Consider the following 12,029-nt stretch of genomic DNA (forward strand, 5'->3'; position numbering starts at 1 on the left):
CATAAAACTACGTTGACTTTCAAGGTTGACAGAGATTCAACCACATGTTCCCATCGGGATGGTTATCGATTCGCCGCTCAGAGGCGGTTCCGTCAATCGTCTCCATAGAGTTAGGTGACCTGTGGAAACTAGAAATCTCCAGCCTTCGTATGTCCTCCAAGGATTCAAGTTCCGATTCCGGACGGAAGGGCCTGAGTCCCCCGGGTTCGGCACCCTGGAAAATCAGATAGCACTCGTTTACACGCGTGGCTCCGGTCACGAGGAGCATGCCTCACCGCTGGTGGTCTGTTTCGTCGCCGAGCCGAGCAGGACTTTGGAGGGCACCGAGAACCGGCAGGGAATTCCTGTGGACCTGAGGATTCCCGGGGTGAGCGCCGTTTACCACGATGGAATATGGATGTTCACCGGACCCGACGGCGACCGATATTGGGCGCCCAACGCGCACTCGGTGACGGTCAACACCCGGGGCAGCACCTACGCGCTCAGAGCGCCGCGCGACGTCGGGGCAGACGAACTCGTCAAGGTAGCCCGGTCCCTCCCGGAGCTGGTCTCGCCTTGAGCGGCTCGGGGCAGTGGGTTGTCGTCCTCCAGACGGCGATCGGCATCCAGCTGGTCTTCGCCGCTCTCATGAAGGCGGGAGGGGGTGCCTCGCTGTCCCCTTTTCTCGAAGCCATGGCGATCCCTCCTGTCCTGGTGCGGATTTCACGGGTGGCGGTTCCCCTCTGCGAGGGAGCCCTGGGCACCTGCCTCATCGCCGGAACGGGATGGTGGGCGGCCCTCGGAGCGGCCGGACTTTCCCTGGGATTCACCGCCATCCTGGTGAACGCCACCCGTATGGGTGTCTCTGAGAGTTGCCGCTGTTTCGGAGCTCTGGACTCCGGTGTCCCGACATCGGTCAGCGCTGTCCGGGCGGCCGTTCTTCTAACGGGGAGTCTCGTTCTTCTCGCTCTGTCGGCGGGCGGGCCGGGAACGACATCGCCGATCACTGACGCAACAGCCCTGCCAGCCGCGTTGACCGGCGTGCTGCTCGGGGTGGCCTGCATCGCCTGTTTCGCATTGCTGGGGCGGACGATCCAGTTCGAAAGATTCCGCTCGACGCTCAGAGGGAGCAGGTGAGCCACGGGATTTCCGCCCGCGCTGTGGGCGGATTGAGCACGAGGTGCATATGAGTACGTTGTTCGTAATTTCCTATGTCGTTCTGTGGATTCTGGTCGTTGTGTTGGCGGGCGCGGTATTCGCCCTCTACCACCATTTCGGGCAGATGTATATGACCAGTCCGGAGGGGCGGGTCACGCACGGTCCCGAGGAGGGGAGCCTCTTCCCGGCCCTGGACACAAAGGATCTAGACGGCGAAGTCGTGACGCTTCCCGCTCAGGACCGGCCCTTCATAGCAGTGTTCGCCTCCACCGGATGCACCCTGTGCGGTGCCCTGCGATCGGTGCTGCGGAAATTCGCGGCAGAGCATCCCGACGTCCTGGTCGTGGTCATCTGCGACGGCCATCCCCGCGCGGTCCGCGAATGGGCCGGTGACCTGGCCTCCGTGATCCGCGTCATCCCCGACCCTAGAGGCCGCATCGCCGCCCGGTATGAGATCGGCCTGACCCCGTTTTCGGTCGCGGTCAGCCATGACGGCCGGGTGCGGTCACGAGGGATCGTCAATGGCCTCGACGGTCTGGAACTGGCCGCCCACGAGGCGGCCAACCAGCTCACAGTTTTGTCCGCCCCCACAGAGGAGAGGAGAACTTCCCGATGAAACGACTGCTCACCTGGACCGCGTCGAGGGTCAACCGCCGCCAGGTGCTGCGTGGGGCCACCGCGACCGCTTTCGGAACGCTTGCCGGGCTGGCCGTCGGCCAGTCACCCGTCCAGGCGGCGGTGTGCACCGGGCCGTACGGGAGCGGCCACTGCGGATCGAGCAGATGCTCGGGAAGCGACTGCCTCAGCAGCGCGGGGTGCAGCTACTACAACGGCTGCGGCGGAGGGGCGTGCTGGTCGTATTCGCCCGGTTACTACTGCTGCGACTGCAAGTGCGGGGGAAGCTACTGCTACTGCAACGGCCGATGACTGGCTTGATTGAAACTAACCAGGAGTGATCTCATGCGGTTGACGGTTCCGCTGAGCCCCAGGTGGTCAGTCGCCGGTCCCGCTCTCGCTGCAGGCATCGGCGTCACCGCCGTGATGTTGTCCGTCCCCAGGACCGCCGACGGCTGGGAGATTCCACTGCTCGCGCTGCTCGGCATCCTGAGCGGCATCCAGGGACTGCAGACGCCTTGAGGCGGTAACGCGGTCCACGTGATCGCATCTCCTCCGGTCCGGGGGAGAGAGCAACTGAAGGCGTTCGCGGTCTCGGCCTATGCCGCCGGTCTTCCCTTGGGAGCGATGGCGACCGCGACCGTGGGATACCTGCTGGGCGAGGTCGCAGGCGAGCCTCCGGCGTGGGCGCTCGGCGGCGTGGCCCTGGCCCTCGCGCTGGTGGCCGGCGGGTTCGTGCCGGTGCGGCTGGAGGGCAGCCCGTGGCGGGTGCCACGGCACTGGGCGGCGCTCGGCCCCGTCCCCTACGCGGGAGTCTTCGGGGTGGCGCTCGGCACCGGGCTCGCCACCGCCCTGTCATCGCCGGGCCTCTATCTGGTGGTGTTGTGGCCACTGGGTGCGCCGAACTGGTTGCTGGCCGTTATTCCCTTCCTGGGTGTCGCGGCGGGGCGGGCCTTTCCCCTGGTGCTGATGTCGGCGCGATCCTTCAGCCGCGGCAGGCATCCCTCCGCCGACCTGCGCCGGTTCTCCCGGTGGGCCGGGCGGCTGGACATTGCCGAGACGGTGATTCTCATCATCCTGGCGGTGATGTGGATCGGGGGGTGAAACCCGCTGCCGAGGGTACGGCTCGCCGCCTCAGCGCCGGTCGGAGAAGCGTCACGATGACGCTTCTCCGACCGGCAGGTGGAAGATCGTCGCGACGAATGGCGAGCAGGATCCCGGTGGCTCTGCCGCGCAAGCAGTAGTGGGCACCGGGGTCAGCGATCTGCGGGCCGCCGGTCGTCCTGGTGACGGTGTGTTGCCGAGGCCGGCCCGCCTGGCCTGGATGACCGCGGTCGGCGACCTGGAGCCGGCCGCGTGAGCGGGGAGCCGGGGACCGCACGGGGTCAGGGGATGAGGGAGACCTCGGGGAAGCGAGTGTCGGGGCCCTCGAACAGGTGGGTCGGCTTGCCTCGCAGGTGCAGGTCGAAGAAGGCCCCGACGTAGGCGCGCTGGGCCGCCACCGAACGGCCGGGCTCGATCGTGCCCACGTAGTCCGCGAGCGGCACCTTGGGGAGCTTGGCCGCGATCTGCGGCAGCAGCGGCTGCAGGTCGGTGAACGAGCCGTGGGCCCCGCCCTTGACGCGCAGCTCCCGCTTCCATCCGGTCGAGGCCTGCCAGAACGACTTCCAGCTCGGCTCGCTGGCACGCGTGTGGGTCTCGGCCGCCAGTTGCAGGAACGGCCTGGTCACGCCGCGGGTGGCCACCGGGCCGACGTAGGCGCCGTCAAGGTTGACGCCCGCGTCCACGCGGGCGTCGTCGCGGGTCAGCTGCGCGGCGACCGACCCACCCAGCGACTGTCCCAGCGCCCCCACCCGTGAGGCGTCGGGCGCGCCGAGCATCCCCTCGGGCAGCTTGCCCCCGATCGGGCGGCCGTGGGCCAGGGCGGTGACCTGGTCCAGGACGTAGCGCATGTCCGCCAGGCGCGCCCGCGCGTGCTTGGCCAGCAGCTTGGCGATGACCTTCGGCGTCAGCTTCGCCGGCAGCGGCCGGGCACGCGCCAGGCGTCGGCCGGGAAACTCCACCTGGTCGGCCTCATAGGTGTGGTCGACGGTGACGACCAGGTAGCCGCGCGAGGCCAGGTCTTCGACCAGGGTGGTGCCCAGCGTGCGCGGCCCGCCGTCCCCCGAACCGAACAGCACCACCGGCAGCTTGCCCGCACGCGGCTCGACCGGCGCGCCCACGCGGGCATGGGTGCGCGTGGCGCCCCAGGTGACGGCGCCCTTGGCGATGCCCAGGGGCGGCGCCGAGTGCCGATCCCAGTCGGCGGCGGCCAGCGGCGCCATGTGCGGTGCGAGCGGTCCGCCGCCCGCCACCGCCGGGTACCACAGGCTGATCATCAGTTCCCGGTACGGCTTGGCCGCCATCAGCGGATCGGGCCGCGAGCGGTCGACCAGCCGCATGGCCACGGTCCCGACCGGATACGGGCCGCCGGGCGCGGGCAGGCTCACCCCGATCGGGCTCCCGGCGTCGGCGCCGGCCACGGGCAGGGAGACCGCCAGCATTAGCACGGCCATCCCCGCGGCCATCCCCGCGACCTTGCCCGCGGATTTCCGGACGGCGGACGCCGGGCTCTCGGAGATAGTGGACGAACCGGTGGCCTTTGCCCCCATGGCCAGATCCGTATTTTTCGTAACAAAGGACATGCGAAAGCTCCTCAACCGGAAAAGGATGTCCGGCGAGGCTGGCAGCCCGGAACGCCCGCGGGCCAGCGGCGGAGGTCGCACGCGCGCATGCGACTTTCGGATGACGGTCATCCCCGGGGAGGAGCGGGAGCGAACCCGCAGGACATCTAGGGTGAAACGCATGAGACCAGCCGACCGTCTGGCGGCCCACCTCACCGCGCTGAGCCGATGGTCGACCGTGCCCGCCGACGCGCTGTCGGCCGCCGCACTGTTCCTGGCCACGCTCGGGCCCGGCCGGGTGCTGTCCGGTCCCCCATGGCTGCTCGCGCTGCAGACGGCGCTGGTGGCACCGCTGGCCTGGAGGCGGCGCGCCCCGATGACGGTCCTGGGCGTGATCGGCCTCGCCGCCGCCGTCCAGTGGGCGCTGGACGTGCAGCTTCCCGCCGACGCCGCCCTCCTGGTGGCCCTGTACACGGTCGCCGCGCACCGCCCGTGGCGCCACACCCTGCCGGCGGCGCTCGCGCTGCAGGCAGGGGTGCTGCTGGCCGCCGCCCGCTGGGCGCCGCCCGGCCAGTTCCCCTTCACGGCGGCCGCGCTGAGCGCGATGGCGGCCGCCGCCCTCATGGCCGGCCTGTGGATGCGGGTACGGCGGGCATACGTGACCTCCCTGGAGCACGACCGCGAGCAGCGGGCACGGCTGGCCGTCGCCGAGGAACGCGCGCGGATGACCCGCGACATGCACGACATCGTCACCCACAACCTGTCGGTCATGGTGGCGCTGGCCGACAGCGCCGGCTACGTCCGCCACAGCGCGCCGGACCGGGCCGCGGCGGCGGTGGAGCACATCGCCGCGACGGGACGCCAAGCCCTGCAGGACATGCGCCGCTCCCTGAGCACCGGACGGAGCCGCGCCACTTCGGGCGAGGACCGCCTTGACGAGATGCTCCAGCCTGCGCCCGGGATCGCCGAGCTCGGTCCGCTGGCCGAGCGGACGCGTGCAGCCGGGCTGGCGACGTGTGTCCGGGTGGCCGGTGACACCGAGGCGGTTCCCGCCGCCGCCCAGCTGACGATCTACCGGCTGGTTCAGGAGGCGCTGACGAACACACTGCGGCACGCGCCCGGGGCCCGCGCCGATGTGCGGGTCGAAGTGTCGTCACGCCGTGCCGAGGTGGAGATCACCGACGTTCGCGACCCGGTTGTGCTCGGCACCCCTGGGCCCCTCGACACCGAGACCGGGGTGCCCGAGCCCCGCTCTGGGCTCCGGGGTGATGGGCGCGGGATCACGGGCATGCGGGAACGGGTGGCCGCCTATGGCGGGACCCTGGACGCCGGGCCGGTGACGGGCGGCGGATGGCGGGTGCTGGCCGTGCTGGACCTGGGAGCGCCACGATGATCCGGCTGCTGATCGCCGACGACGAGTCGCTGCTGCGGATGGCCTTCCGCATGGTCTTCGAGGCCGAGCCGGACATGGAGGTGGCCGGGGAAGCGGACGACGGCGAGCAGGCGGCCCGGCTGGCGCGGCACCTGCGTCCGGACGTGGTGCTGATGGACGTGCGCATGCCCGGCCTGGACGGCATCGAGGCCACCCGCCGGATCGCGCGCGACAGCCCGCGCTCGCGCGTGCTCATCCTGACCACCTTCGATCTGGACGAGTACGCCTTCGCCGGGCTGCAGGCCGGAGCGGCCGGGTTCCTGCCGAAGAACACGCGACCGCAGGAGCTGCTGAGCGCGATCCGCGACGTCGCGGCGGGAGAGGCGGCGCTGTCGCCGCGCGTCACCCGCCGCGTGCTGGAGAGGTTCGCGCCGCAGATGACGCCGGGACCCGCCGAACGGCACGAACGGCTGGCGCGGCTGACCGCGCGCGAGCACGAGGTGCTGGTGCAGGTGGCGCGCGGGCTGTCCAATGCCGAGGTCGCCGCGGCGTTGCATCTGGCCGAGGCGACGGTCAAGACGCATCTGAGCCGCGTGCTGGTCAAGCTCGGGCTGCGTGATCGCGCCCAGGTGGTGGTCTTCGCCTACGAAAGCGGCCTCATCCGCCCTGCCGCCCCCGACCTCTGACCGCCCCACACTCCCGCCGGCCGTGATGTCAGCCGCGGCGTCTGCGGTGGTAGGCGACGGTGACGATGGCGAGCAGCGGGCCCTACAGCAGCGCCCTCACCGCGCTGTTCGAGGTCGCCCGCATGTACGGCATCACCGTCATGGTGCGGCTGGTGCCCACAGCGCCGGCGAGCGGGGCCGTCGCGGCCGACTGATAACAGTGCGGACCCGTCTGCCGCCGGTCCGTTTCAGCCACCACCCCCGTCGCCGGGCGAAGCTCCGGTGATGGCCTGCGTCTGCCGCCCGATGATCTCCTGCAGCGACACGCCGTCCGAATCGCGGTTGCTGAGGATGACACCGACCCAGCCGGTGTACGGGTAGATGCTCCAGTTGGCGCCGACACCGGGGTTGCCACCGGCGCGCCCGAACACCCACTGGCCGTTGACGATGGAGACCGGAATCCCGTACGCCCCGAACGACGCACTGCCATGGGGGATCTTGGCCCCGGTGAGCACGTCGGCCCAGGGCCGGTCCAGCACCGTGCCGTCGCCCAGCGCGTGCGCGAACCGGACCAGATCCGGCGCGGTGGCGAAGCCACCGTCCCCGGGGGCATCGATGAAGCTGCGGCCCGGGTTCTTGCCGAGTACGTACGGGTACGGGCTGCCCTGGTCCAGGTTGCGGACGGCGTCCACCACGCTGCCGTCGGCCACCTTCATGTACGGGTGTGCGATGTGCTTGTCGGTGAGCCACTGCGGCCGGGTGTAGAACGCCGAGCCGGTCATGCCGCAGCGCTTGAAGATGCTCTCCTGGACGTAGTCCCAGTACGTCATGCCGGTCACGGCCTCCACGATCTGCGCGGGGATGGCGACATCGGCACCGGAGTGGCCGGTGGGAGTGCCAGGCGGGGCCACCACCTTCGACTGCCGGGCCCACTGCTTGTGATACTCGTGCACCTCCTTCCGGCTCTGGAAGATGCGTTGCACGTCCTCATCCGGGGTGTTCAGCCCGGAGGTGCCGGAGAGCAGGTGGTGGATGGTCACCTGCTCGGCGATGTCCTTGGCGTAGCCCTTCAGGTGGGTGCCCACCGTGTCCGACAGGCTCAGCTTGCCCTGCTGTGCCAGCTGCAAGATGGCCACCGCGCCGAACGGCTTGCCCGCCGAGCTGAGGCTGAACGCGGTGCCTTCGTGATTGTGGATCCCCTTCTCCTTGTCGGCCATGCCGTAGCTGCGGGACAGCACCGTCCGACCCTTGTGCGACAACAGCACCACGCCGGAGAACTTGCCCTCGGCGGCCAGCTTCGCCACGTACCGGTCGTAGGCTCCGCCGGGACGGGTGGCCGGTGGGATGTCGGGGTCGGTTGGTGCCGGACGGTGTCCCGCGGCTACGGCATGCCCGGATCGGGCGCCCACCAGCGGCGCGCCGGCCGCCACCACGCCGGCGGCCGCCAACCCGCCCCACCCGAGCAGCCGCCGCCGATTGATACCACGTACGGAATCCGAGTCCATGATCACGGTCCTTTCCTGATCGACAAATCGACCGTTGCAGGTCTACCGGCGACCGCTATCGGCAACCGATCCCCCACCCATGCGGTCCCCGTGCCTCCACTGAAGACGGAAGACCGTTGCGGTGGCGTATGCGATTTTCGATACGCCCGCGATACACCGAATCCCCGGCGGCCGCGGCCTCGATCTGGCCGCCCTCGCCGTGAGGATGGCCGGTTGCTCACCGCTGGGGTTCTGACCGTGCCTTGCGGGGCATCAGGGCGATGGCCGGGAGACTGACTTTCATGGCGTGGCCCAGTCCGGAGGTCGCGGCTTGGAAGAAGATCGACGTGACCGCGGCCGAGCAGACCGCTGATGCGAGTTGCTGGATCGAGCTGAACGAGCCGCCGGCGCTGCCGGCTTCGTCAGGTTTCGCATCGCCGAGAGCGACGACGGGGATCGTGGCGAAGCTGAGGCCGATGCCGACGCCGATGACGAAGAACGCCGGGGCCAGCGCCCAGAGGCTGACGTTCGTCCCGGAGTAAGCGGCGAGGCGCTCGCGCACCAGTCGATGACCCTCGGCGATCAGCGCCGCGTCCCAGGCCCCACGGTCCTGCTCGTTGAAAGCGATCAGTACGCCGCTGGCCGAGACCCGGGCGGTGCGGCGGGCCTCGGTGAGCAGCATCAGCGCCAGCAGCCCGGCCACTTCTCCGTCCGGCGGCAGGAGCGCGCGGATCAGGCGGGTGAGCCGGATCGCCTCGGCGGTCAGGTCGTGACGTACGGGACCGGTGTCGGGGCCGGTCGCGAGGTATCCCTCGTTGAAGACGAGGTACAGGACGGCGAGCACGGGCCGGCTCTCGCACGCACGCGTTGAGTCGGGACGGCCGGTTCCGGCCGTCCCAGCTCCTCACCTGGCCGACATCGGCAAGAGAGCCCTCCGCCCGGCTCCGATCAGTCGGCGTGCTGGACGAGCAATTCGTAGAACGGATAGTGGTGGTCGTAGTAGGACTTCAGCAGGGCGTTGTTGTCGACCGTGACGGCGTAGTCGTTGCGGTGGCCGCTGAAACCCGTGCTGTGGATGGCGTCGATGTGCCAGGCGCGATACCGCTGCCACTCGGGCCGTTCGCCGGGGCTCCACCTGAGCGAGTGCGGTAGGAAGGGCAGCCCGGCGTAGGCGCAGAAGCTCTCGACCACCGAGACCGGATCGCTGACCAGCCGCTCGGAGCGGATCACGAGGGGCTTGCGTCCGGTGGCCGCCCATGCCGCCCCGAACAGTTCGTACTGCCGCTCGTAGCCGATCTCCTGGCTGGTCACCGTCGGCTTCATCGCGTAGTGGGAGCTGATCGTCTGGCGCGGATGCCGCACCAGGAACGTGTGCGTGATCCCGGCGATCGCGTCTGGATGGTCGTACAAGTACTCGTACCGGTAGTCGAACACGTCCTTGACGAACACCGGGCGGACCCGGCTCAGGTTGGTCACGAGCTCCAGGAACTCCTTCTCCGTGCGGGCGGGAACCGAGCCCCCTTCGGGGGTGGGAACCGGCACCTCGCCCAGTTCGGCGAGGGCGATCAAGGGCTCGTGCAGGACCAGCACGTCGCCGCGCTCGATCATCATGCGGAGGAACGCCGTCGAGATGGAGCGCGTGTGCGCCCACAGCATGATCACGGTCATCGTGGGCTCTCCCTTGGCTTCGGCATCCGAGGTCACATCCCCGAAACGGGGCACAAAGCTCAACGAGGTAAATAGCGCTGGTTGATCGTAAGTGTCTCGGCAGCCGTTGCCAAGAGGAAGATGAGCGGTAGCTCAAAGTGGTCCGAATGGCGATTACGCACCGGAGGGCTACCGCGTACGAGGTTATGACTTCACTCTTCGTGGTTTTGTTGTTACGGTTCGTGTTGTGGTGGCGGGACTGAACGCACCCGGTATGCCGGGGAACGGCTCTCTGGTCTGTTATCGACATCGCAACGCGGCGTGGTTCGCCACGCTGGGCAGTGAGTCACGCTGCCGTACGCGGCCTGAACCGTCGAATCCATCGATGGCGAGGAGCTGCAAGCTCGGTCGTTTACGGCCGAGAAGCTGACAGATTGTTCCTGGATCACTCAGGGATGTCCACCGGCGAGGGCGACCGCGCGGGCGCGCCCGCCCACAGTGCCAAGGCGTCGGCGAGGCCGGAGACGTCGGCGGCGGAACCGGCCCAGGCGACATAGCCGTCGGGCCGTACCAGCACCGCGTCCGCACCGAGCTCGCCCTTCACGTGCGCCCGGCCGATCCGGGCCGACCACGGCTCGGCGGCCTCGGCGAACACCGCCTCGTCGGCCGTCGTCAGCAGCAGGGTGCGGCCGTCGCGCAGCAGCCGCGCCACACGGTCGGACCCGGACGGCGTCACCAGGTCGAGGTCGGGAAGGTGGCGCCCGAGCAGGTGGTGGAAGCGGCCGGGCAGGTCGTAACGGATATCCAGCCCCGAGATCTTCCCGGCGACGATCCGGTTGGCGTCCGGCACCCGCAGCAGTTCCTCGACGATGTCGCGCAGGGCCAGGTTCTCCGCGTCGTGGACGAGCAGGACGGCCTGGGCACGGGTGTTGGCGAGGACGCGCGCGGCGACCGGATGCCGTTCGGCGTGGTAGGTGTCGAGTAGCCCCTCGTGCGCCCACCCACCGATCTCCGCCGCGAGCTTCCACCCCAGGTTGAACGCGTCCTGCAGGCCGAGGTTGAGCCCCTGCCCGCCCATGGGCGAGTGGATGTGCGCGGCGTCTCCGGCGAGCAGGATCCGCCCGTGGCGGTACCGCTCGATCTGCCGCGAGGCGTCGGTGAACCGGGAGGCCCACCGGATGCCCGTGACCCGAACCCCGGGTCCGAACGCGTTGCGCAGGGCCCGGTCCACCTCCTCCTCGGTGATCGGGGTGTCGCGGGAGAGCCCCTGCTGCTCGGCCCCGTAGAACAGGAAGCGGTGGACGCCGCCGCCGATGGGAGCGATGTAGCCCTTGCCGTTCCGGTCGGGCGTCATGACGGGCAGGCTCCAGGTCTCCGACACGGCCCCGTCCGGGTCGGAGATCGTGATGTCGCAGACCACCGAGGACAGCTTCCCGTCCAGGCCGGGAAAGCCGATGCCCAGCAGCTCGCGGACGGTGCTGTGCCCGCCGTCGCAGCCCACCAGGAAACGGGCCGTGAGCCGTGACTCGCCGCCGGGCCCGAGCAGAGTCGCCTCGACCCCGTCGGGATCCTGCGAGAGCGCGGTTACCTCGTGCCCACGCAGGACCTGGACGCCCAGCTCGCCGAGCCGTTCCTCGAGCAGCGCCTCGACGCGCCCCTGGGGGATGCCGATCATGTACGGATGCCGGGTGTCCCAGGCGGTGAAGTCCAGCCGAAGTCCGGCGAAGTGCCCGCCGGGCACCCGCTGGATCGCCCGGTCCATGAGCGGTTCCAGGAGGCCGCGCAGTTCGAGCGCCTCCGCGGAGCGGGGCTGGATGCCGAGCGCCTTGGACTGTCCGCTGCGCTGCGTCAGCCGTTCGACGACCACGGCCCGCACTCCGGCGAGGCCCAGCTCTGCGGCGAGCATGAGCCCGGTCGGCCCGGCTCCGACAACGATCACATCGACGTTCGTCACGGATGCTCCGTTCGACAGGGCCGGCGGTGAGGTCGCCGGCCGCTGCGCAGACGGTAGATCGGGGGGTGCCGGTTTCCGCAACGATAGTTGCCTACGATGGACCGGTGACCCGGCCGCTGGAACCCGACATGTTCGCGGGATGTGCCCCTGTCAGGCCGCTGATCCAGATCGGCGGTAAGTGGACCGTGAAGATCATCGCCTGTCTCGCCGAAGGTCCCCGGCGCTTCTCGGAGCTCCAGGTGCCGTTGCGGGGCATCACACCGAAGACGCTGGCCGCCTCGCTGCGCTCGATGGAGCGCGACGGCCTGGTCTCCCGCACCGCCTACGCCGAGAACCCGCCCCGCGTGGAGTACGAGCTCACCTCGCTCGGCCGCACGCTGTTCCGTCCGTTGGCCGCAGCCTGCGAGTGGACCAGCGCGCACCTGCCCGACCTGATCGCCGCGCGCGCGACCCACGACGCCGGCGCCGCGCTTTCCTGACCCCGCTCCAGGA

The 12,029-nt window shown here is 69.7% G+C and carries 15 protein-coding genes; 10 read left to right on the forward strand and 5 right to left on the reverse strand.

Annotation, left to right across the window (positions count from 1 at the left end; all coding sequences use genetic code 11):
• Positions 1-397: 397 nt before the first annotated feature.
• The 6 genes from ACQP1V_RS26495 (at position 398) to ACQP1V_RS26520 (ending at position 2,856) form a co-directional block, all read left to right on the forward strand.
• Complete coding sequence (locus ACQP1V_RS26495) at positions 398-559, forward strand: hypothetical protein (protein WP_433412703.1); 162 nt, start codon at positions 398-400, stop codon at positions 557-559.
• Positions 556-1,116, forward strand: a complete 561-nt coding sequence (locus ACQP1V_RS26500; RefSeq protein WP_433412705.1) for a MauE/DoxX family redox-associated membrane protein — start codon at positions 556-558, stop codon at positions 1,114-1,116. Before ACQP1V_RS26495 ends, ACQP1V_RS26500 begins: the two co-directional genes overlap by 4 nt.
• A 49-nt stretch (positions 1,117-1,165) precedes the next feature.
• The gene (locus ACQP1V_RS26505; protein WP_433412707.1) at positions 1,166-1,753 is read left to right on the forward strand and encodes a hypothetical protein; all 588 of its coding nucleotides are present in this window, start codon (positions 1,166-1,168) and stop codon (positions 1,751-1,753) included.
• The gene (locus tag ACQP1V_RS26510) at positions 1,750-2,064 is read left to right on the forward strand and encodes a hypothetical protein (RefSeq protein ID WP_433412709.1); all 315 of its coding nucleotides are present in this window, start codon (positions 1,750-1,752) and stop codon (positions 2,062-2,064) included. Before ACQP1V_RS26505 ends, ACQP1V_RS26510 begins: the two co-directional genes overlap by 4 nt.
• A gap of 33 nt (positions 2,065-2,097) precedes the next feature.
• A complete protein-coding gene (locus ACQP1V_RS26515; protein ID WP_432862985.1) occupies positions 2,098-2,274 on the forward strand; it encodes a hypothetical protein in 177 nt (58 codons plus the stop codon).
• A gap of 105 nt (positions 2,275-2,379) precedes the next feature.
• Positions 2,380-2,856, forward strand: a complete 477-nt coding sequence (locus ACQP1V_RS26520) for a hypothetical protein (protein ID WP_433412711.1) — start codon at positions 2,380-2,382, stop codon at positions 2,854-2,856.
• A 281-nt stretch (positions 2,857-3,137) separates the two neighbouring features.
• Here the strand turns inward: ACQP1V_RS26520 and ACQP1V_RS26525 are convergent, their stop codons facing one another.
• Positions 3,138-4,403, reverse strand: a complete 1,266-nt coding sequence (locus ACQP1V_RS26525; protein WP_433412713.1) for an alpha/beta hydrolase family protein — start codon at positions 4,401-4,403, stop codon at positions 3,138-3,140.
• A 193-nt stretch (positions 4,404-4,596) separates the two neighbouring features.
• Between ACQP1V_RS26525 and ACQP1V_RS26530 the strand changes: the two genes are divergently transcribed.
• The 3 genes from ACQP1V_RS26530 to ACQP1V_RS26540 all read left to right on the forward strand — a co-directional run bounded on the left by ACQP1V_RS26530 (position 4,597) and on the right by ACQP1V_RS26540 (position 6,667).
• Positions 4,597-5,808 (forward strand): sensor histidine kinase, encoded by a 1,212-nt coding sequence (locus ACQP1V_RS26530; RefSeq protein WP_433412715.1) that lies wholly within the window; start codon positions 4,597-4,599, stop codon positions 5,806-5,808.
• Positions 5,805-6,473 carry a response regulator transcription factor gene (locus ACQP1V_RS26535; RefSeq protein WP_433412717.1) on the forward strand — a complete coding sequence of 223 codons (669 nt, stop codon included), beginning with the start codon at positions 5,805-5,807 and terminating at the stop codon, positions 6,471-6,473. Before ACQP1V_RS26530 ends, ACQP1V_RS26535 begins: the two co-directional genes overlap by 4 nt.
• A gap of 65 nt (positions 6,474-6,538) precedes the next feature.
• Positions 6,539-6,667, forward strand: a complete 129-nt coding sequence (locus ACQP1V_RS26540; protein WP_433412719.1) for a hypothetical protein — start codon at positions 6,539-6,541, stop codon at positions 6,665-6,667.
• Between the two features lie 33 nt (positions 6,668-6,700).
• Here ACQP1V_RS26540 and ACQP1V_RS26545 read toward each other — a convergent pair whose 3' ends face one another.
• The 4 genes from ACQP1V_RS26545 to ACQP1V_RS26560 form a co-directional block, all read right to left on the reverse strand.
• On the reverse strand, positions 6,701-7,957 hold the full coding sequence (locus ACQP1V_RS26545) for a serine hydrolase domain-containing protein (RefSeq protein WP_387411898.1): 1,257 nt from the start codon (positions 7,955-7,957) through the stop codon (positions 6,701-6,703).
• A gap of 217 nt (positions 7,958-8,174) precedes the next feature.
• Positions 8,175-8,780 carry a DUF6596 domain-containing protein gene (locus tag ACQP1V_RS26550; protein WP_433412721.1) on the reverse strand — a complete coding sequence of 202 codons (606 nt, stop codon included), beginning with the start codon at positions 8,778-8,780 and terminating at the stop codon, positions 8,175-8,177.
• Between the two features lie 104 nt (positions 8,781-8,884).
• Positions 8,885-9,604, reverse strand: a complete 720-nt coding sequence (locus tag ACQP1V_RS26555) for a hypothetical protein (protein WP_433412723.1) — start codon at positions 9,602-9,604, stop codon at positions 8,885-8,887.
• A gap of 424 nt (positions 9,605-10,028) precedes the next feature.
• Positions 10,029-11,537 (reverse strand): FAD-dependent monooxygenase, encoded by a 1,509-nt coding sequence (locus ACQP1V_RS26560; protein WP_433412725.1) that lies wholly within the window; start codon positions 11,535-11,537, stop codon positions 10,029-10,031.
• 104 nt (positions 11,538-11,641) lie between these two features.
• On the opposite strand from ACQP1V_RS26560, the gene ACQP1V_RS26565 reads away from it, so the two are divergent.
• Entirely contained in the window at positions 11,642-12,016 is a 375-nt protein-coding gene (locus tag ACQP1V_RS26565; RefSeq protein WP_387411903.1) for a winged helix-turn-helix transcriptional regulator, read from the forward strand.
• The last annotated feature ends 13 nt before the right edge of the window (positions 12,017-12,029 follow it).

The sequence above is a fragment of the Microtetraspora malaysiensis genome, from assembly GCF_050947145.1.
GTDB classification, from domain to species: Bacteria; Actinomycetota; Actinomycetes; order Streptosporangiales; family Streptosporangiaceae; genus Microtetraspora_A; species Microtetraspora_A malaysiensis.